Origin of the sequence: Pseudomonas sp. 11/12A, from assembly GCF_000800055.1 — a bacterium.
GTDB lineage: Bacteria > Pseudomonadota > Gammaproteobacteria > Pseudomonadales > Pseudomonadaceae > Aquipseudomonas > Aquipseudomonas mohnii.
On the sequence record NZ_JUGV01000001.1, the window covers coordinates 3,254,096 to 3,275,507 of the forward strand.

The 21,412-nt window shown below is 55.7% G+C and carries 16 protein-coding genes and 1 pseudogene; 8 read left to right on the forward strand and 9 right to left on the reverse strand.

Annotation, left to right across the window (positions count from 1 at the left end):
• Positions 1–114: 114 nt before the first annotated feature.
• Positions 115–387: a response regulator transcription factor gene (locus GQ39_RS33520; RefSeq protein ID WP_081997921.1), complete on the forward strand. Its 273-nt coding sequence runs from the start codon at positions 115–117 to the stop codon at positions 385–387.
• Between the two features lie 435 nt (positions 388–822).
• Here the strand turns inward: GQ39_RS33520 and GQ39_RS14920 are convergent, their stop codons facing one another.
• The 5 genes from GQ39_RS14920 to GQ39_RS14940 all read right to left on the reverse strand — a co-directional run bounded on the left by GQ39_RS14920 (position 823) and on the right by GQ39_RS14940 (position 6,669).
• On the reverse strand, positions 823–2,085 hold the full coding sequence (locus tag GQ39_RS14920; RefSeq protein WP_020300856.1) for an OprD family porin: 1,263 nt from the start codon (positions 2,083–2,085) through the stop codon (positions 823–825).
• A 105-nt stretch (positions 2,086–2,190) separates the two neighbouring features.
• On the reverse strand, positions 2,191–3,366 hold the full coding sequence (locus GQ39_RS14925) for a 3-hydroxybenzoate 6-monooxygenase (RefSeq protein WP_020300857.1): 1,176 nt from the start codon (positions 3,364–3,366) through the stop codon (positions 2,191–2,193).
• Positions 3,363–4,220: a fumarylacetoacetate hydrolase family protein gene (locus tag GQ39_RS14930; protein ID WP_047531075.1), complete on the reverse strand. Its 858-nt coding sequence runs from the start codon at positions 4,218–4,220 to the stop codon at positions 3,363–3,365. The genes GQ39_RS14925 and GQ39_RS14930 overlap by 4 nt, the downstream gene beginning before the upstream one ends.
• Positions 4,201–5,262, reverse strand: coding sequence for a cupin domain-containing protein (locus GQ39_RS14935; RefSeq protein WP_047531077.1), 1,062 nt, complete (start codon positions 5,260–5,262; stop codon positions 4,201–4,203). Before GQ39_RS14935 ends, GQ39_RS14930 begins: the two co-directional genes overlap by 20 nt.
• 18 nt (positions 5,263–5,280) lie before the next feature.
• On the reverse strand, positions 5,281–6,669 hold the full coding sequence (locus tag GQ39_RS14940; RefSeq protein WP_081997922.1) for an MFS transporter: 1,389 nt from the start codon (positions 6,667–6,669) through the stop codon (positions 5,281–5,283).
• Between the two features lie 265 nt (positions 6,670–6,934).
• On the opposite strand from GQ39_RS14940, the gene GQ39_RS14945 reads away from it, so the two are divergent.
• Entirely contained in the window at positions 6,935–7,681 is a 747-nt protein-coding gene (locus tag GQ39_RS14945; RefSeq protein WP_047531080.1) for an IclR family transcriptional regulator, read from the forward strand.
• 14 nt (positions 7,682–7,695) lie between these two features.
• Here the strand turns inward: GQ39_RS14945 and leuD are convergent, their stop codons facing one another.
• Positions 7,696–8,340, reverse strand: coding sequence for a 3-isopropylmalate dehydratase small subunit (gene leuD, locus GQ39_RS14950; RefSeq protein WP_047531082.1), 645 nt, complete (start codon positions 8,338–8,340; stop codon positions 7,696–7,698).
• A 6-nt stretch (positions 8,341–8,346) separates the two neighbouring features.
• Complete coding sequence (gene leuC / locus GQ39_RS14955; protein ID WP_047531084.1) at positions 8,347–9,759, reverse strand: 3-isopropylmalate dehydratase large subunit; 1,413 nt, start codon at positions 9,757–9,759, stop codon at positions 8,347–8,349.
• Between the two features lie 291 nt (positions 9,760–10,050).
• Here leuC and GQ39_RS14960 point away from each other — a divergent pair, with 291 nt between their 5' ends.
• From GQ39_RS14960 to GQ39_RS14970, 3 genes are all read left to right on the forward strand, one after another.
• Entirely contained in the window at positions 10,051–11,646 is a 1,596-nt protein-coding gene (locus GQ39_RS14960) for a GMC family oxidoreductase (protein ID WP_047531086.1), read from the forward strand.
• Positions 11,647–11,695: 49 nt separating this feature from the next.
• Positions 11,696–13,021, forward strand: a complete 1,326-nt coding sequence (gene mdlD, locus GQ39_RS14965; protein WP_047531088.1) for an NAD(P)-dependent benzaldehyde dehydrogenase MdlD — start codon at positions 11,696–11,698, stop codon at positions 13,019–13,021.
• A 236-nt stretch (positions 13,022–13,257) separates the two neighbouring features.
• A complete protein-coding gene (locus GQ39_RS14970; protein WP_047531090.1) occupies positions 13,258–14,694 on the forward strand; it encodes a carotenoid oxygenase family protein in 1,437 nt (478 codons plus the stop codon).
• Positions 14,695–14,849: 155 nt separating this feature from the next.
• Here GQ39_RS14970 and GQ39_RS14975 read toward each other — a convergent pair.
• Together GQ39_RS14975 and GQ39_RS14980 are read right to left on the reverse strand one after the other, a co-directional pair.
• A pseudogene (locus GQ39_RS14975) lies at positions 14,850–16,325 on the reverse strand (aldehyde dehydrogenase family protein).
• An 18-nt stretch (positions 16,326–16,343) separates the two neighbouring features.
• On the reverse strand, positions 16,344–18,140 hold the full coding sequence (locus GQ39_RS14980) for an FUSC family protein (protein WP_161793935.1): 1,797 nt from the start codon (positions 18,138–18,140) through the stop codon (positions 16,344–16,346).
• A 216-nt stretch (positions 18,141–18,356) separates the two neighbouring features.
• Here GQ39_RS14980 and GQ39_RS14985 point away from each other — a divergent pair, with 216 nt between their 5' ends.
• From GQ39_RS14985 to GQ39_RS14995, 3 genes are read left to right on the forward strand one after another with little or no spacing between them, the layout of a single operon-like run.
• Positions 18,357–19,718 carry an MFS transporter gene (locus GQ39_RS14985; RefSeq protein WP_047531094.1) on the forward strand — a complete coding sequence of 454 codons (1,362 nt, stop codon included), beginning with the start codon at positions 18,357–18,359 and terminating at the stop codon, positions 19,716–19,718.
• 19 nt (positions 19,719–19,737) lie between these two features.
• Positions 19,738–20,589, forward strand: a complete 852-nt coding sequence (locus GQ39_RS14990) for a fumarylacetoacetate hydrolase family protein (protein WP_020300871.1) — start codon at positions 19,738–19,740, stop codon at positions 20,587–20,589.
• 1 nt (position 20,590) lies between these two features.
• Positions 20,591–21,412, forward strand: a complete 822-nt coding sequence (locus GQ39_RS14995) for an IclR family transcriptional regulator (RefSeq protein WP_047531096.1) — start codon at positions 20,591–20,593, stop codon at positions 21,410–21,412.

Consider the following 21,412-nt stretch of genomic DNA (forward strand, 5'->3'; position numbering starts at 1 on the left):
GCACCACTACTACGCCAACGAGCGTGACATAGACTGCAGCGCATTGTTCAGAACACCCATCCCGCACTGGTCAAGTGGTTGCAAAAGATCGCAAGCGAAACGACCAGGCCGGCCATGCAGGCCTCGCTTCACTCAGGTCCGGTTGTGCGCCCGGAGCCCCCTCCAAGCTCTGCTTCACCCAGCCGCCTGCTCACACCCAAGGAGCGAGCAGTCTTGCAACTGCTCGCTCGCAACCTGTCGAACAAGCAGATTGCCCAGGCGTTGAATGTCGCTGGAGAAACCGTGAAATGGCACTTGAAAAACCTCTTTGGAAAATTCCAGGCGAGTACTCGCAAGCATGTCGTGGATCGCACCTACATGTTGGGTATTCTCGAGTTGACTGGCTAACGCCAGGCCTTTGGCCCCTTTCTTCCAATCCCCGCTCTCACAGCCCCCCTGTCTCGATCCACGCCTCCCCCTGACGACGGGGGTGGCCGGCTGTCCTTGACGCAATAGTCTTAGTTCCAGGTTGAGGTTCCGCTCCTGAATCGGGTTAGCCCGGTTGGTATAGCGATGTGTAATTGAAACAAGAGACTTGCCGGCGCGTGCCGGCTATCCACGCACCAATGGTGTCCCGCTACCACATGGACGCGAGCTGTTCCGATGGTGTTGCCGCTGACCGAAAACTGACCCAGTAAAGGCTGATCAGTTTTCAATCAGCGCCAACGCTATGAGCGACTGAGGTAGCAATAGCCCACGATCAGCACGCAGATGAACAGATTAAGATCAATTGACGGACGACATATTTGGCCATTGGCGCGCAGGGTTGGTAAGAGCGCAAGGCTATAGCAGCTTCCAGGTATAACTGAGAACGACGCGATACTCGTCAATATCAGTTCTGTAATTAGACCGCGCTACGGCATCGCGAAGCCTGATACCCAATCCCTTGACAGGCCCGCTCTGGAAAACATAAGACATATCGATATCGCGTTCGCTATCCTTACCCTCATAGCCGCGCCCTGTCTCAACATTGTTCCCCACAACGTATCTAGTCGAAAATAGGAGGCCCGGTACACCCGCCGCAGCGAAGTCATAGTCGTAACGCACCTGATAAGACACTTCGTTTTGTGATGAGAAGTCATAAGTAGGTAGTTCATTGGCCAAGGGCGCTATATTGGCGAACACCCGGGGGAACGCGGTGTTACCGTACATTCTTTGGTACCCTACGGTCACAGCATGCCCGGACCTTGCCACCCCAAGGGTGCCATACAAAGCCCGATTATCGACCGCCCCTATTAAATGATCACCATCTTCCACAGCATCATACTGTGCCAACGTACCGGTCACCGACCAACGCCCTACTAACTGCTTATGCTTAATGCCAACATAACTCTGTCGGTAAATGTCCTCCAGTTGGGCGTACCAACCACTGACAGTGGTACGTGACTCATTAAAACTATAGTCACCGCCCATATAATTGAAGGCATCACTGGACGCTGTGCGTTGCGGAATATAGCCCAACATCGCGATCAACTTTTCGTCACCGGCTTCATTTCGTAGACTAGTCGATTTGATTCGCCCGCCTTGAAGGGTCAGCCCAGTAAGTTCGCTGCTCGAAAAGGAGGCCCCCTGATAGGAAGGTGGAAGCAAACGAATATCGCTGAAGGGCAAGACGGGAATGTCTGGTTGAAGTTCACCCAGCCTCAGTTCGGTTTTAGAAAACCTGGCTTTTAAGGTTGGCCCTACGCGACTGTAATCGTCGGCAGGAGCCCCGCTATCCTTAATAGGCAGCAAGCCCGTCCCTACCCGTCCAGGGCCACTATCAAGCTTGAGGCCCAGAGTGGCAATCGCATCAATACCAAAGCCGACCGCGCCTGGGGTATAACCTGATTTGAAATTAAGAATGAAGCCTTGAGCCCACTCTTCTGCCTTGGGTTTCTCGGCCCCGCGAATATCTAAATAGTTACGTTGAAAGTAGTAGTTTCTGGCCTGAAGTGTAGCGGTCGAATCTTTGAAAAAATCGGATTCCTCAGCCCATGCCAAGCCTGGCGTACAAAAACACAGTAACGCCGGCCACACGAGCGGGCCGCAATTTTTGTAGTACATGATTTCACCCTTTTTATTTTTATAGAATGATCATTGCGTACAGCAGAAAGCGACGATCAACCCGGCAACGTGAGCACGTTGAATAATTGACCGTCACTGGGAGTTCTAAATTATCGCGTCATATAACCAGGTGAGACCGGCATATGCTTGTTCAGGGGTGCGTGCGGCGAGCATACCGTTACGCAGTTCGGCTGCCACTCCTTCGGCATGGTAGAACTCTCCATGAACACGTGCCATCACCTGGCAACGGCCAGTGCGAAGGTATCGGCGAGCCTGATATGCCTTAAAAGCTGACTCAAAATCACCCTGACACTTTTCGATTTCCTGTGCGAGTACGACGCCATCTTCCATCGCCATACACGCCCCTTGTGCAAGGTATTGCAACATGGGGTGCGCGGCATCGCCCAGAAGCGTGGTACGTCCCTCACTCCAGTTTTTCACGGGTTCACGATCGCACAATACCCACATCCGCCAGCTTTCAATTTTGGACAGGAGCGTTTGTACGGTGTCACACGTGCCGGCAAACCGACGGCGTAATTCTTCAGGGTCTCCCTCGGTGTTCCAGCCCTCTACATAGCGGTCGCTGTGGAAGACTGCGACCAGGTTGAATAGTTTTCCACCTCGAAGCGGGTACTGGACCAGGTGGGACTTTGGCCCCCCCCAAAGAATCATCGAGTTGCGTCGAAACTCAAGCGGCACGTCCTCAATGGGCAACACCGCCCGGTACGCAATGTGCCCGGAGACCACAGGCGCACCGTCACCGACAATTTTCTCTCTGACTTTCGACCACAATCCATCTGCGCCAATCAGTGCGCAACCCCGAATGGTTTCACCTTGGTCAGTGGTCACGCACACGGACAGGCCATCATCTTCGTAGCCCACCACTTTTGTGGCGATCCTGAAGTCGACATCAGCGGACTCGCGACACGCGGCCAGAAGAACCGAATGCAGGTCCGCACGATGCACCAAGGCGTAGGGATACTTGAAACGTTCCCGAAACGCTGCGCCTGTCGGGATGGTGGTAACCACCTCAGCGCTGACACTGTCCATGAAGATCAAATCATCGGGTAACACGGTCAGTTCGCGTACCTGATCAGCAACGCCGAGCGTCTCCAACACGCGAAAACCGTTAGGACCCACCTGGATCCCCGCACCGACTTCGCGAAACTCTTCGGCCTGTTCGATTAAGAGCGTTTTGAAGCCCTTATGTGAGAGTGCCAGCGCTGCTGCCAGACCGCCAATGCCCCCCCCAATGATTACAATCGGATCTTGTAGGCTCATGACGACACGACCTCGACAACAATTTCACCAATCCCTTCAATTCGTGCTTTGATCTGATCACCGTGAACAATGGGACCCACACCTTCGGGCGTTCCGGTGTACAACAAATCACCCGGCTCAAGTGTGTAATAGGTCGAGGCGAATTCGATCAGCTCTGCCACGTTCATGATCAAATCCCGTGTATTGGCGTGCTGGCGTTTCTCACCATTAACCTCCAGCAGCAACTCCAAGCCCTGTGGTTCGCTGAGCTCATCAGCCGTGACAAGCCATGGCCCCAACACCGAGTAAGTGTCCAACGATTTGCGCAAGCTTCGCTCTTCAGGCCCGCGGATCGTGATGTCCAGGCCAATGCTGTATCCGGCAACATAGGCCAGTGCGTCTTTCGCCTTCACATCCTTGGCACGCTTGCCAATAACAGCGACTAGCTCGATTTCGTGATCGGTACGGCGCTCTGGAAGATTAATCACAATCGGTTTACTGACACCGATCAGCGAGCTGGTAGCTTTCAGGAAGAGGCCCGTCTCCTGAATTTTGCGGACATTGGCACGTGTAAACGTCTCCGTGTCTGCGATGGCTTCATCAAGGTGAGCTTGATAGTTGACAGGCGCAGCCACAATTTTGCCTGGGTTACCGACGGGGCTAAGCAGCTCGACATCGCTTAACTTGAAGACCGCTGCGCTTCCCTTGGCAAGCGAGATTTCGGGGCGTAGCTCGGCCAGGTTAGCGATCAGCAGGTCATGGCGCGGAAACGGATAACGGGCAGGTGACAAAATACGCAGTGCTTGGGAAACGTCATAGACAATGTCGCCCTCAATCAGGCCCAAACGGTTATCGTTAAACAGACAAATTTTCATGGTTTTCTCCTGGTGTAGTAGTTGCGCTCGGATTGATTTCGCTGCGCCAAAAACCGAGGTGTTCTTGCAACGGTCGATCGGAAAAGCTGAACAGTACGCATTGCTCGTCCGCCTCAAAACAGCGCCATGCCCAACCCGGAAGAACAAATACGTCGTCCTTGCAGGCTGTCCACGTTTGGTCACCGACCTGAACACGCAGGCTGCCTTCAACCACGCAGCAAACAGCTCCGTCGGTTTCACGAAAGCTCGTGCCCTTGAACCCTGCAGGGAACATCTGCATAAAGGCACCCATCGAGCGAATCGGGGACAGCCCATTCGTTGGGTTGGTAAACATCAGTTTGAAACCGTTGCACGCGTCCCACTCATCGACGAGCGACAACTGTTCAAGCGCTGCACGCGTGCGCGAATAGGGGTAGTGAAAAAGTGGGCTGACGGGGCCGCCGTGGGTGTCGCCCACCGGTCTCAGGCCAGCGGCGAATCGCGCATTGGAGTCGCCTGTCGGGCGTGTCAGGACCTGACGTAGATTCGGGTCATCAGCAGAGAAACCGGCGTTGAGCATTTGCACAACAGGCACATCCAGGCCATCCAGCCACATCACAGGTTCCGTGCCCTGCGCACCATGGTCATGAAAAACGTTCGTGGGCGTGATGACAAAGTCACCCGGGTTCATTAGTACCTTTTCGCCATGCACCGTAGTGAACCCACCCTGGCCACTTAAAATCAGTCTTAGCGCAGACGCCGTATGGCGATGACTGGGAGCGACCTCCCCGGGCAGGATCATTTGAATACCCGCATAGAGGGATGACGTTATCTGCGACTTGCCCTGAAACTTAGGGTTTTCTAGGACAAGCACACGGCGCTCCGCATCTTCGGCGGAGATGACCTCACAGGCCATTTTCATATTTTGGCGAATGGTTTCGGCGCGCCAGATTACGGGGTCCGCCGTCTGCTTGGGCTCGCGCGGGGTGAGCCCGCGCAATACCTCCCAGAGGGGCGTCATGTTGTCGTGGGCAATGTGATCTCTAAAGGCATTGTTACTCACAAATATCTCCTTACCTATCTATCGAACTTCGTTCAGCCGTGCATCGCTACGGTCTTGGTTTGCGGTCCGTGCGATGTGGCGACGGACGAGGGTCAGCGCGACAAAAAGAATCAACATCATGGCTGCTATAAAACCGAAGAACCGAGTGCCTGTGCTGGCAAGAATCCAGGGGCCGATGAAAGCGCTCAGCACCGCGCCCAGCCGTCCGAAAGCTGCGGGCAAACCGACGCCACTTGCACGCATTGAGGTAGGGAATATCTGCGCCGCCAGCACGAATAGGATTGCTTGTGTGCCCGGTACGCAGAGGCCGAGCAGCAGCAGGCTAACGGTGATGATAGGGAGCGAATTCGCTGCAGGTTCCAACGGCGTTACCATCAGCGCAGCGCAGCAGGCCAACGCCCCCGCCGCCATGCAGAGCATGGTTTTGCGCGAACCGAAGCGACTGAACAGCCAGCCGCCACCCACCCCTCCAATCAGGCCACCGAGGCTGAACAACGCCATACTTGCGCTGGACATACTGACGCTGTAACCGGCCTCGACGAACAGGGAGGGGGACCAGGTAAACATGAGGTAGCTAGACAGAATCACGGTAAAGAAAGCGACCGCCAGCACCCGTGTGTCGCCAGCATATTCGCTGGCCATTAACGTTCGCACCGAAGCCTTCTTGACTGCAGCCGCTTCGCCGCTGTCCTCCAACGTGGTGGTCAATGACACTGCATGCCCCAGGTGGCGAATGATGTTCAGGCACGCTGCCGGCTTGATGCCGCGCGCCACCAGAAATCTCAGCGACTCTGGGACGCCAATGATCAGCGTCAGCGCGACGATCAACGGCGCACACCCCGCAATCACGAAAAAACTGCGCCAGCCAAGGGCAGGAAGAATTTGCGCCCCTAACAGGCCAACGACGATGCCGCCAAAAGGCAACGCGCTCATCCCGATGGCGAGGGCAAGGCTGCGCCGGCGCAAAGGCGTGTACTCAGCCAGCATTGCCGTGACGTTAGGCATGGCTGCTCCCATGCCCAACGATGCAATCACTCGGCAGACGCCCAGAAAGACGATGTCATCGGCGAGCGCGCCCAATAACGTCATCAGGCCAAACGTTACGCTGGACGCGATGAGGGTCCATTTTCTGCCGATGCGGTCGCCCAACAGGCCCCCGAGGGCCGTCCCCAGTGCCATGGCCACGAAACTGAATCCCAGCACCGGTGCAAAGGCTGCGCGGCTGATACCCCATTCGGCTGAAATGGAGGACAGCGACAGGCTGAGCACCTGCGCGTCCACGCCATCGAACACCATGACGAGGGCGACCAAGAAGAGAATTCGCTTTTGATAGGACGTCCACTCTCCGTGATCGAGAATAGGGGCGATGTCGAGGACGGGGGACGATGGCTGCGCTAGCTCGCTCATGATGGAACCCTCACACCTTAAGGTGTTTTGTATTATTTGTTGTAATACGATAATTATGTTTTTTCAAAAAAATGTCAACGATTTTATCTTATGGCGCTATTTTTGTTTTTGTTCACCTCGTGGTCGAGCTTGGCGGTAACATGACGGACTCCGTCAAGCACACCTTCCTAAGGGGGCAGGGTTGATAAAGCAGCAGGTAACCGGCGCGTCAGCCATGCAAGTCTCAGGCGCAGAAGATCCCAAAGGCAGCTCCCAGGATCGCTTGATGCGCCTGCTCGAATTGTTCAGTGGAGACAGCAAATCTGATTGGTCTGTGGACGAAGCGGCGATCGAGTTAGGACTATCGGCGAGCCATACGTACCGTTACTTTCGAACCCTGTCGGGTGCCGGATACATCAGCGCCTTTATCCCGGGGCGCTACGTGCTGGGCCCAGCAATCATCGCGTTGGATAGAAAAATGCGGTTGGGTGATCCGATGATCCAGGCTGCAAGGTTGGTCATGGGTGACATGCTGAATGCGGCCCCCGCTGGCAGCATCGCGATTTTATGCCGGTACTTCCAAGAGCACGTCATGTGCGTGCATGAGGAGTTCACCACCCGTTTCAAGCAAGACATCAGCTATGAGCGCGGCCTCCCAAGGCCCCTTTACCAAGGCGCAGCCTCAAAGGTCATCCTGGCGCACCTGCCATTGCGCCAGGTCAAACCCTACTACGAAGGCGTAACGGGCGAATTCGAGCGCTTTGGCCTTGGGGCCAATTGGGCGCAAGTCAAACAGACACTGAGATCGCTGAGAAACGAGTCCGTAGTCATCACTTCAGGCGAATTGGGCAATAGCGCTGCGGGTATTTCAGCCGCCGTTTTTGACGATAAACGGGTGATCGGCAGCATCAGCATCGTGATACCCGTTGTCGATGCCTCCCCGGAAGTGAGAACACTGCTCGCGCCTATTGTTGCGAAGGCCGGGGCCGAGATGACGCAGAAAATGACGGTGTTGGCGTCTTCTGGATCATGAAATACACAACGCCGTCAGCTCTCTGGAAACAGCCAAGGCTCGGTGGCGCGTCGCTTGCTTTCGTATAAGCGCACGTCGTCGGCTTGAGCGAGCGTCAGGCTGATTTCATCGAGCCCCAACATCACGCATTTTTTGCGGAATGCATCGATCTCGAAACGGTAGATCACGCCCTCAGGCTGGGAAACGGTTTGGTCCGCTAGATTGATCTCAAGTTGCAACGCAGCATCACGGGCCGCGAGTGAGAACAGGTGATCCATTTCATCCTTGGTCAACACGATGGGCAGCACGCCGTTCTTAAGGCAGTTGCCATAAAAAATATCTGCGAAACTGGTGCTGAGCAGCGCTTTGAACCCGAAATCACGCAAGGCCCACGGCGCGTGCTCGCGGCTCGAACCACAACCGAAATTATCTCGGCACAGCAGGATTTGGGCTGATTTGAACCGGGGCTGGTTGAGCACGAACTGCTCGTTGAGCGGTCGTACCGAGCAGTCGCCCCCAGGTTGGCCTTGGTCTAGATAACGCCAGTTATCGAACAGGTAATCGCCATAGCCATATTTGCTGATCAATTTCATGAATTGCTTCGGCAAAATGGCGTCCGTGTCCACATTGATTCGATCAAGCGGCGCCGCTACTGCACAAAACTGCTTGAATGGTTTCACGGCCTTTCAACTCCTTATCTGGGCAGCGGTTATATCAACGAAATGTCCTGCCAGGGCCGCCGCAGCTGCAGTGACCGGGCTCACGAGGTGAGTTCTGCCACCCTGCCCCTGACGCCCCTCGAAATTGCGATTGGACGTAGATGCACAACGCTCCCCAGGGAGCAGCCGGTCCTCGTTCATTCCCAAGCACATCGAACAACCGGGCTCGCGCCATTCAAACCCAGCGTCGATGAATATCCTGTCCAAGCCCTCGGCTTCAGCCATGGCTTTGACCTGTCCTGATCCCGGCACCACCAATGCTTGTTTGATACGCGTGGATACTTTTTGACCGACTACAACCTGGGCAGCTGCTCGCAGGTCCTCGAGGCGTGCATTGGTGCAGGAGCCTATGAAAATCTTGTCGAGCTCGATTGAAACGATGGCTGTGCCCGCTGTAATCCCCATATAGTCGAGCGCGCTGACCAAGGCCTGACGTTTAGCGGGGTCTACTTCGTCCGCGGGGTCGGGCACCTTTTCTAGAACATCGCACACCATTTGCGGAGAAGTTCCCCATGAAACTTGAGGGGCAACTTTTGCTGCATCCAGGTTCACCACCTGTTGGAAAATTGCCCCAGGGTCGCTGTGAAGCGTGCGCCAAAACGTAGCGGCGGCCTCCCAGCCTGCGTCTCGCGGCGCATGAGGTCGGCCGTGCAGGTAGGCCAGTGTGGTCTCGTCTACACCGATCAGCCCGACGCGAGCTCCGGCTTCGATTGCCATATTGCAAAGGGTCATCCGCGCTTCCATGGACATGCTACTGACCGTGCTGCCGGTGAATTCGATTGCATGACCGGTGGCCCCCGCAGTACCGATTTTGCGAATCAAGCTCAGGGCCAAGTCTTTTGCGGTCACGAACGGCTGCAATTCGCCGTCGATCTGAACCTTCATCGCCGCCATGGGTGAAACACGCAGGCACTGGGTGGCGAGAACGTGCTCGATCTCGGAAGTGCCGATGCCAAATGCCAAGGCCGCGAAAGCACCATGGGTACTGGTATGAGAGTCGCCACAGACGATGGTCATTCCCGGAAGACTGGCGCCAGATTCAGGCGCGATGACATGCAAAATGCCCTGCCTTTGATCACCCATTTTAAAGTGGCGCAGGTTCAGGTCAGCGCAGTTACGCTCAAGCGTCTGAACCTGAATTTTCGCTACCGGATCCTGAATGCCCAGAGCCAAGTCCCTAGTCGGCACATTGTGGTCCGAGGTGGCGATGATCGTGCCGCTTCGCCAAGGGTTCAGCCCCGCTGCCGATAAACCTTCAAAAGCCTGGGGGCTGGTGACTTCATTGATCAACTGCAGATCAATGTAAAGCATCGCAGAACCGTCCGAGTCATGACGTACGACGTGCGTTTCCCAGAGTTTTTGCAGCAGCGTTTTGGGCACTGGAGGCTCCTCTTGTCAGATCGATCATTACGGACCTGCCTGGCCGGATTGTAGGCAGGCTTGCTCAGACAATATAGAGCACTTTTATCTTAATGCGCTATTTTTGATTTTTAAAGAGTGGCAAAGTACTATGTGTTGTCCAACTGTACTGTTCAGATTTGTAAAATCTGAACAGCGAAAGCGCCCGCTTAAACGATTCCTGATCTCGGCTTTTGATAGCGATGTCTGATAGGCAGTGCGCTATCCCCCCTCAATACTCATCCGTTCAAGAGCGATCCGCAGTGGGTAAATATGACAACTAAAAGCTTTGACGTGCTGATTGTAGGAAGTGGTGCAGCCGGATGCGTGGTGGCCAGTTATCTGGCCGAGAACAGTCGGGCCAGCATTGCCGTGATCGAAGCCGGCGGCAAGGATTCCGACCCGCTGATCCACATTCCAGCCGGCTTCGGCACCATCCTGGCCAAGGATAAACACGTGTGGACCCATTCCACCGTCGCCCAGCATGGTACTGAGCGACGCTTTCGCTCCGGCAAGGTGTTGGGGGGAGGCACGTCGGTAAATGCCATGGCGTATGTGCGTGGCCAAAAACGCGATTTCGATGCGTGGGACGAAGCCACCGCAGGCGACGGGGACTGGAATCACGCCAGCATGTGGCGTGCCTTCATCGAGCAAGAAAAAAACGACACGTTCCATGATGAACATCATGGCACCCAAGGCAATCTGGCCGTGCAACTGCCCAAAGGGATCAACGAACTGAACCAGTATTGCCTGAAGGCATTTCAGGAATACGGCCTGCCCTACAATCCGGATTACAACGGCGCCAGCCAGATCGGTGTGTCACCGGTGCAATCGAACATCGAGAACAGTCGCCGTTGCAGTGCCGTAGTCGCGCACCTGCGCCGTCATCTGGAGAGTGGCCGCGTCACCTTGCTGGCGAACACAACGGTCACTCGGGTGCTGATCGATAGCCACCGCGCGGTAGGGGTCGAAATACTCCAGGGCGGGACTACGCAGCAAATCCAGGGCAAGCAGGTCATACTCAGCGCCGGGGCGGTACACAGCCCGAAGATTCTCATGCATTCCGGCATAGGCCCCAAGACCCAGTTGCAGGAATTCGGCATTGAGGTGATGGTCGATTCCCCCGGCGTGGGCGAAAACCTACATGACCACCCTATCGTACCGCTCAGCGCCTATGTGAAAGGGAACTTGGGCTATCAAAGCGTTGCCCAGGGCCTTGGGCCGCTGAAGGCAGGGATCCGCTACATCCTGACCAAAGACGGCCCGGCCGCAGGCAGCGGCATCGAGACGGTCAGCTATTGGGATCCCCTGAACTTACAGGGCGACCCTACCGTTCAGTGCTATCACGTACCAATCATTTCCAAAGACGGCTTGAGCCCTACCGGTACGCGCCCCGGCGTGACCTTCGAGTTAGTGGTGCTTCAGCCTAAAAGCCGCGGCTGGGTACGTTTGGCTGACGCTGACCCTACCTCTATGCCGCTGATCAACCCAAATTTCATCGGCCACGAATACGATTTGAACGTGGCCGTTGAGTCGGTGAAAGCCATGCGCCATGTCCTGACTCAGGAATCGCTAGCGCCGGTGATCGACGAAGAGGTCTCACCGGGTCCCAGCGTGCAATCCGATGAGCAGATTGGCGAATGGGTCAAACGCGTCGCCACCACCATGTGGCACCCGGTCGGCACCTGTCGCATGGGCAAGGACGAAGGTGCCGTCGTTGATGGTCGCCTGCGTGTGAAAGGCGTGGAGCATCTGCGTGTCATCGATGCCTCGATCATGCCCAACATTACTAGCGGCAACACCAACGCGCCCACTCAGGCGCTGGCCCTGCACGCTGCCAAAATGCTCTGTGAAGATTACTTTCGCTGATCTGCGTGACGCTCATAAACATCCACTGAATTCGATAAGGTGACAACCCATGAACTATCCAAGCTCCGAGTCCATCGATGCAGTATTCGAGTCGCAGCGTGCCTATTTCGCCTCCCGCCAAACCCACCCCATCGAGTTTCGCAAACACAGCCTGGAGCGCCTGAAACAGGCAGTGCTCAATCACAAAGAGGCGCTGTACGTCGCACTGGACGAAGATTTAGGAAAACCCAAGGCCGATGTGGACCTCGCGGAGATCGGCGCAGTCCTCCACGAAATCGATTTCGCCCTCGCCCACCTTGACGAGTGGGCGACACCAGAAACGGTACCCACCGCAGACCTGATTGCGCCGTCCCAGTGCTATGTCACGCAAGAGCCCTTTGGCGTTACTTACATCATCGGGCCGTTTAACTACCCCGTAAACCTGACGCTGACGCCGCTGATAGGCGCAATCATTGGCGGCAACACTTGCATCCTTAAGCCCTCCGAAACCACCCCCAACACTTCACTGGTCCTCGAGAAAATCATTCAGGAAGCGTTCTCTCCCAACTACATAGCTGTGGTTCAGGGTGGACGCGATGAGAATACTCACCTGCTGAGCTTGCCGTTCGATTTCATCTTTTTCACGGGCAGCCCTAACGTCGGCAAGATAGTGATGCAGGCAGCCGCCGCGCACCTCACACCAGTGATCCTGGAACTAGGCGGCAAGTGCCCTTTGATTGCCCTGGCCGATGCCGATGTCGATCTGGTGGTGTCGCAGCTGATGTTTGGCAAGTTCATCAACAGCGGCCAGACCTGCATCGCACCGGATTACTTGTACGTCCACAGCAGCATCAAGGATGAACTGCTAACTCGCCTGACGCAGCGCATTCAGCAGGACCTGCCCGACATCGGTTCCACGGGAAAAGTCGTCACGAGCCAACAAGTATCGCGTCTTCAAAACTTGTTGAGCAAGAGCGCGGGCAAGGTGCTGGTCGGCGGCGATGCAGACCCAGAACGGCGCGTATTCAGCGCCACCGTGGTCGACCAAGTGCAATGGGACGATGCGCTGATGGCCGAAGAGCTGTTTGGGCCCATTTTGCCGGTGCTGACTTTTGATTCGGTGGATAACGCAGTCGATCTCATCAATCAACATCACTCCAAACCACTGGCCGTGTATGTGTTCACAGGCCACATAGCCAATGCCAACCCCCTCATCGACCACATTCAAGCCGGCGATGCTCAGGTCAACGGCGTGCTGGTGCACGCGTTTTCGCCATACCTGCCGTTCGGTGGGGTGGGCGGTTCAGGGATGGGCGAATATCACGGCCGATACAGCTACCTGGCATTTACCCACAAAAAGTCTGTACGGATAGTTGAGTCTGGCAAGCCGGTATAAATAAAACACCAACTCCGCGAACCTGAGGCAGGTCAACGGCAGGTATTCTTTGCAATCCTGCCTTGATCGCGCGACCACATAAACCGTGACGAGCTCAACATAAACAACTGCATGTACCTCAGTACCAACACTCCATAAGAATTCGTACTCACAACCCGGAGACAGCAATAACACCAAAGGCTAGCAATCTATTAACCCTTAATAAGACACCCCTATTAGCCTTCGGGAGATACATCATGTGGAACAATAGCAGCCCCTTTTTACAAGGTATTCGCCAACCCCTCTCCAACGAAATCATCGCCAATGAACTTCGCATAGAAGGTACTGTACCGCCTGAACTTGAGGGCGTGCTTTTTCGAACCGGATCCAACCAGCGTTGGGAGCCTGCTCGCCCTGACCGATACCACTGGTTCGACGGAGATGGCATGGTTCATGGGTTTTATATCAGCAACGGCGCTGTCAACTACCGCAATAAATGGGTGCGCACCGATGGTTTCAAGGAAGAAGAAGCAGCCGGCAGATCGCTCTACAACGGTATTTACGGGTCTTACGAAGTAGCTCAACCACAGCTTGAAAAGGGGCCGGCTGCTTTCAAGCAAGTAGCCAACGTCAATGTCGTGGAAATCGACGGACGCGTATTGGCTCTGCAAGAGGCGGGTGGACACTATTATGAACTTGACCGAAACACCCTGAAAACCATTGGTACCTTTGATTTCCACGGCGCAATTGATGCACTGGTTACCGCGCATATCCATACCGACGCTGCAAAAAATGAACTACTATTGTATACGGTCGAACCCGAAACCCGCCGATTCGTCTGTGCACTGGCTGACAAACAAGGGAACATCCTGAAACAGCACGTCGTTACACTTGACGCCCCCGCCTATATTCACGACTTCATGTTCACTGAAAATCATTTTGTCTTCTTCTTTGGGCCCATCAACTGGCGTCCAGAATCACCCGACCGAGTTCCTGCAGGCAAATCTGCGTGGACGTTTGACCCAAAGCAGAGCAATCGAACCCTGGTGGTCCATCGGCAGACCGGTGCAACTCAATGGTTCACCGATGAAGCTTACCAAACCACACACTTCGTCAACGCCTACGAGGAAGATGGCAAAATAATCGTCGACGGCTGCGTCAGTGACCTCCAGTTTGTCGATGATATAAAAGTCGAGAATTTCTTTCCGTTTCCTTTTCCTGACGCTGGACGCTCGCCGTTCACACCTCCCGTGCTGTACCGCTGGACCCTGGATCTCGATGCCGGTCAGATGACACGAGCACGGGTCGGAAATTTCTCCGTCGAATTTCCTAGGATCAATGAAAAACTCCTGGGTGCAAAACACCAATACGGCTACTTTGCCGGTGTGCACCAGCCCAAAAGTGACAGCCACGATTTCAATTGCCTGATAAAGCACGATTTTATTTCAGGCAAAACCGAGTACCAAACACTGGAAGGTGACAGGGACGTGTCCCCTGCCGAGCCGATATTCGTGGCCAAACCCGATGCGGTGAGTGAAGACGATGGTTGGTTGCTGGTCGTCTGGTGGGATCCCCAGACAAACAAAAGCGAACTGGTGATCCACGACGCGAGCGACTTCACGGGCGCACCATTGGCACGGGTAAAGCTGGATCATCATATACCGCTGGGTTTTCATGGGAACTGGATCCCATAACCCACCGGTAGAGGTCTAGCCGAGCGTTCTGGCAACAGCAACGCACAACTGACTGCCCTGCAAATAACGTATCGCTGCAGGGCAGTCTTTGTATGAAGGAACGCCCCTTTCAAGGGGCATTCATGCCATACGATCAGTCCACTAAAACCCTGACCTTAAAACGGATAAGCGCGACGTTTGTGTTGCACCGAGATCCAGTGATCGCTGGTCAGCTCCGCGATGATCCATTCGCTCTTGAAGCGACCGATACCGCTGTTTTTCTCGCCGCCAAACATGTTGTTCGGATCATCATTGACCGAGATGTCGTTGATGTGAGTCATGCCGGCTTCGATCTGTTGAGCGAAACGCAGGCCCCGACCTTCATCCTTGGTGAACACCGCAGACGACAAGCCGAACTCGGTCTGGTTGGCCAACTCCAGCGCATGTGCCTCGGCACGCGCAGTGATGATCGGCGCTACAGGACAAAATTGCTCAGCCTGGGCCAAGTCACTCATGTTATCGACATTGACGAACACATGAGGCGGCAGTACCTGCCCGTGTGCAGCGCCACCGAGCAACAACTCGATGCTTTCGGCTTTCGCCGCTTCGATCCGAGCCACTGCGCCCTCCAACTGGCGACGGTTGATCAGCGGGCCAATGACTGTATCTGCAAGGTCAGGATCGCCGACTTTCAACTGGCGAACGCGCTCGACAAACGCTTCGACGAAATCCTTTTGCAACGAGGCGTCGACGATAATCCGGTTACTGCTCATGCAGATTTGACCTTGGTGCAGGAAGCGCCTCACAACGGCGGCGTGCACCGCCAGATCGAGGTCCGCGTCATCAAGCACCACGCACGGAGCATTCCCACCCAACTCCAACCCGACTCGCTTGAGCGTCGGGCCTGTGACTGCCAACGCGCCAATGTGCCGTCCGACCCGAGTCGATCCCGTGAAGAAGATGAATTTTGGAATCGGGTGCAGGGTAAAGGCATCACCCAAATCAGCCACGTCTCCCACGACCACGTTCAAAACTCTCGGCGGAAAACCGGCCTCTTCGTAAATTTTCGCCAACAACAAACCACCGGTCACCGGCGTATCGTCGGCAGGCTTCACGACGACGGCGTTACCGAGTGCCAGTGCTGGTGCGATAGACCGATTGGAAAGGTGCATCGGCCAGTTCCAGGGACTGATAACCCCGACCACACTCAGTGGTTTACGGTAAACGCGGCTTTCTTTGTCGGGGGTGTCGATTGGCAGAATGCGGCCGACGACTCTCGAAGGCATGGCCGCGGCCGTGATCATGGTCGAACGTACCGCTGACCACTCGATTTCGGCTTTGGTACGCGTGCTGCCTGACTCACGAATCAATCAGTCGACAATTTCTTCGTGCCTGGCTTCCAGTACGCTAACGGCGCGCATGAACAAGGCTGAGCGCTCATTAGGTAACGTCTGCGCCCATGCTTTCTGCGCGGTTGCTGCCGCCTGGTAGGCGTCGTCGAGGTCGCTAACATCACCCAGCGAAAGCTCGGTCAGCAGGGCGTTGTCATAAGGGTTGCGGTTCTCCAAGACCTTGCGCGTACTTCCGGAACGCCAGGCCCCGGCGATGTATTGGCCAGTAAAGTTTTGCCACGGTGTTGGGCGGTCAGACATGGGTGTTCTCCGGTTGATTCAAAGTAGGTCAGCGCCAGTATTCTTCTTGCTTGCCAGCCTGGAAGTCGCGAGGTTTTCCAATTGCTGGTGCAGTGCAAGGGTGTGATGTTCATCAGTTCGGTGGTGAGCGAAAAGCTGAGCAATCGCTGCGCATTCGAACGCAGCAATGAGCCGTGGAGAGGCCTTTTTTTCGAGGCTGATCAGACTTGTCAGAAGACCCCTGACTTGATCATAAATTCGTGCCTGAGCAGGTGGGGCAGGTGTATCCGAGATCTTCAGTGCGAGCCGCGCAATGCGCTTGCACAGGCGCTTGCGCTGGGAGCCTGGCGATGAAGGAACCAACCATCGGTAGGTCAGCACGGCAGTGAACACCCCGCCCAGAATTGCCAACATCTGCAACAGGGTATGTTCAAGGGAGGTGTCTACCTGCAATCCAGGTTGAGCGATTAACAAAAAGGTCATGTTCAGGTCGATGGCCAGTTTTGCTGTACCGGGTCGAGCCATGAGCAACGCTCCGATCATCAAAAATGGTGCGATAACCAAGGCCAGCTCCCACACTGTTCCCACTTCAGGTAACAGCCAAAAACGGCAGATCACGCCAAGAACGGCTCCAGCGGTCGAGCCAACAAGTACGTCTTTTAACGCCGCACTGGCGTGGCTATGGCTGGAGAACAGCGAGGCGAACAACACGGCCGTCATGACCATCATTGGACCGTCTGACCAACCCAGGCCCCACCACATTGCGGTGGCGATGGACATCGCAATCAAGGATCTGGAGCCCGCGAGGCATGTTGCGTGCCAGTCGCGCTGTTGAGTTGATTGCAACGCTTCCCTGCCTGGCGTTTCACAAGCATTCAACGCTGCAAAGACGCGTTGTAATTTTTCAACGAACAGCGTGCCTGCGGCAAGGTTTTCAGTGTTTTTGTGGACCTCATTGATCACCGCGAGCACCATTGCAGCTGCCGATTCAGGATGAGTTGCTACCAACAGGTCAGAGGGAAATCGGAGTTTTTCGCCAACATCGAAATGGCTACTTACGAGTAAATCGACAAGCGCGCCCAGCGTGTCGCGAGTGCGAAAGACCCGTAAACGCATTGTTCGAGAACCTGCAGCAATTTCATCCAGGCACAGATCAAGCGCCGCTAGTTCCTGCAACAGCGCACTAAAACTTTTGGCATCGTGTGCAGTGCCTGCCTGCAACCTTTTGAGGCTGTAGCGAACGCTGGCCACAATCAGCGCATCGAGTCGGTTGTACACGGATTCCAGGGACGCGGACTTGCCAGTAAACGGCCATGAAAAACAAGCTGAGGCCAACACGCCGATGACGGTGCAATAGATTCTGCCAAGGGCTAGGTCCACATCGAGCACGGGGTCTTGAATACCAAACAGCGCGACGATCGCTGCGGTGTAGCCTGCCAGCACAAAACCGTAATTTCGAAAATGTCGAAACAGGTTTCCATACCCGGCGCACGCTGCGATCCAGGCTGCCAGTACGAGCATTAGCCAGTGCTGCTGATCAAAGAACACCGTCAGCAAAAGTCCACCTGCCATGGCTCCCACCACCGTACCGATCAGCCGCGCGCCGATGCGTTCGATCAAGAGGCCTCGCGTAGGTTGCGCCACCAGCCAGACTGTCATCGCAGCCCACCAAGGATGGTGCAGGTCCAGCATTTGAGCGATGACCAGCGCCAAGAGAGCTGCCGTGGTTGTGTGCAGACTGAAAATCAGTGCTGACCGAGAAGGCCACTGAAGCTCGGGCTGCATGCCAAAACGGCCAATCAAGCGACCGAATGATTGAGTGATCCACTTATTCATTTGATGAACTGAGATTCGCAGCCTGATGAGGGAAACGCAGCCGCACGCGGCTCTCATTGCCATGGTGCATGCCGACGAGAAACCAAAATATCATATTTCCTGCTATTTGGGATTTTGGTTTATTTTATCTTTACAGGATTTTTGCTTCGTAATAGATTTAGCCTCAGTCAAGGGCACCTGCCTGCCCAGACAATAAAAACAATAAGAGGCCAGTTCATGCATACGCCTACACCCAGCAATATCCTCTGCGACGTCGTTGACGCCCGCCCTGTCAGCCGGTTGCAATGGGAGGGGCTCGCCCTCTGCGTACTGGTCGCAGTGCTAGACGGATTCGACACCCAGATCGTCGGTTTTCTGGTGACTGCCATGGCATCAACCTTGAACGTAACGCCCCAAGCCTTGGCACCGGTGTTCGCGGCGGGTTTATTTGGTTTGATGCTCGGCGCACTGCTACTGGCCCCTATGGCGGATCGCTTGGGGCGCAAGAGAATTCTGGTGTTGTCGATCCTGCTGTTCGGCACATTCGCGTTACTGACCGCATTTGTTAACAACGTCTCGCAGTTGCTCGTCGTGCGCTTTCTGACCGGCATAGGCCTCGGCGGGGCAATTCCCAACCTGGTGGCGCTGATCTCTGAATACAGCCCGCGACGTTACTCGCGCAGTGCCTTGACGCTGCTGTTCTGTGGCATGCCACTGGGCGCCATGCTGGCTGGCTTGACGGTCGACCAACTGCTCGCTACCTGGGGGTGGGAAAACCTTTTCCTGATCGGTGGCGCGCTGCCGTTGCTGGTCGCCGGCGTTGTGGTGTGGCGGCTTCCAGAGTCGGTTGAGTTCCTCAGTCGCCAACCCGGCAGTCGTGCTGCCCTCAGCGCTATCATTAAACGGCTCGCACCCAACCTCGCAGAACTGCCCGCCAGTCTTGGCCAACTACGCCAACAGGCAACCTCCTCTACCTCCCTGAGTCGTCTTTTCACAGCCGGCATGTGGCGCCGCACCCTGCTGCTTTGGCTGCCGTATGCCATGAACTTGCTGATTTTGTACTTCATCATGAGCTGGATCCCGACGCTGTTAGTGGCAGCCCATGCACCGCTGAGCATGGGCATTCGCGCCATCATTCTCTTCAGCCTGGGAGGTGTGATCGGCTCGGTCGTACAAGGCTGGCTGATGAACCGCTGGGGGTCGGTCAACGTATTGACCATCGAATTCATGGGCTACCTGGCAATCGTGCTGGCGCTCAGCCAATTGCCTGTTTCGATTTATTCGCTTTTCCCCGCAATGTTGTTGCTGGGCATTTTGGTGCAAGGCGCGCAGGCAGGTCTTAACGCTTTGGCCGCCGAGTTGTACCCACAGGAAATACGCTCCACAGGCATCGGCTGGGCACTTGGCGTCGGGCGAGTGGGTTCCATTACAGGGCCCGTTTGCGGCGGCTTGATGTTGGCAGCCGGCTGGGTTTTGACAGAGATCCTCAGCGCAGCGTTGGTTCCGGGAATCATCGCGCTGACGGCGATTACCTTGCTACGACTTGACCCCGCGAGCAAACAACAACCCACACCCTCACAGTCTGTTACACATCATTGATGCAACCAGAGGCATACCCATGAAAATCGCAAGCTTCGTTTACCAAAACCGTTCCACGTACGGCATTGTTAAAGGTGACCACGTCATTGACCTGGAATCACTCAAGTCTCACCTGGGTGCGGACCTCAAAGAAGCCATCGCGCGCAATCGACTGAGCGAACTGGGGGCTGATGCGCTGAAAGACCTGCCTCGCCTGGCATTGAGTGAAATCACCTTTTTGCCGGTCATTGCCAACCCAGGCAAAGTGCTCTGCATCGGGATCAACTACGCCACGCATGTGCGCGAGACTGGTCGGGACATGCCGACCTACCCGATGATTTTCACCCGCTTTGCCGACAGCCAGACCGCACACCTGCAGCCCATCGTTCGCCCAACCGTGTCCCACAAGCTTGACTTCGAAGGTGAACTGGCCGTGGTGATCGGCAAGACCGCTCGCCACGTCAAACCGGAGGACGCCTTGGACTACGTCGCCGGCTATGCCTGCTACAACGACGGCAGCGTACGTGACTGGCAGAAGCACACGATCCAGTTTGTTCCAGGGAAGAACTTCCCGGCCACCGGTGGATTCGGCCCATGGATGGTCACCAGCGATGAAATCGTCGACCCGCAGGACCTGGAACTGACGACTCGTTTGAACGGCGAAGTGATGCAACACACGCGCACCAGCGACATGATTTTCGATGTGCGCAAGTTGATCGAGTACTGCACCGCGTTCACTGAACTGGCCCCTGGAGACGTAATCGTCAGCGGCACCACCGGCGGCGTTGGTGCATTCCGCGAGCCACCAGTCTGGATGAAGCCGGGCGATATCGTCGAAATCGAAATCGAGCGCATTGGTATCCTGCGCAACAGTATTGTAGACGAGAGCTGACATGCAAAGACCGTTTGATTCCGAAGACACCACCGAGCACCTGGCAGACAGCAAAGGCTCCAGCCTGGAGCGGATGCTGCGAATTCTCGACCTGTTCACCGAGCACCATCCCATCTGGACGGTCGACGGGATGGGAAATGCGCTGGGGTTCACACGCTCCACTGCCTACCGTTATGTACGCGAACTGGCCGAGGCCAATTTGCTGTTTCAGGTGGAGGCCGGTCGCTATGCGCTGGGCGCGAGAATCATCACCTGGGATCGCCAACTGCGCGTCAGTGATCCGTTGGTACGCGCGGCGCACTCCCTGGAGTCGACCTTTCCGCAATGGGTTGCCGAGCAAGCCTGGTTGGTGTGTCGGCTGTTCAAGGATCAAGTGGTCTGTATCCATCAAACCGGCAACCTTTCCAACCAAGTGAGCTACTCGCGAGGATCGCCAAGACCTTTGTTCATGGGGGCGACCTCTAAAGCGATCCTCGCCAACATGGGCTCACGGCATCAAAGCCAACTGTTTCTGGAAAACCCGAGTGACATCGAGTCCAGCAACCTTGGCAAGACGTGGGAGGTGTTCCGGCGCTCGCTCCAACGCTTGCGCCGCCAGGGATATGTGCTGAGCACCAGCGAAGTCGATGCTGACGTCTTTGGCCTCGCGGCCCCCATATTCGATGGCGACGGCAAAGTGGTGGGCAGCATCAGCTGCGTGCGCCCGACCTCGCAACGCGATAGCGAACAGGATGAAGTGCAAGGCCAGCAAATCCTCGCCCTTGCCGACAATCTTTCACAACTCATGACCGCGCTGGCGCACAGACCAGAAGTACTGGACTGA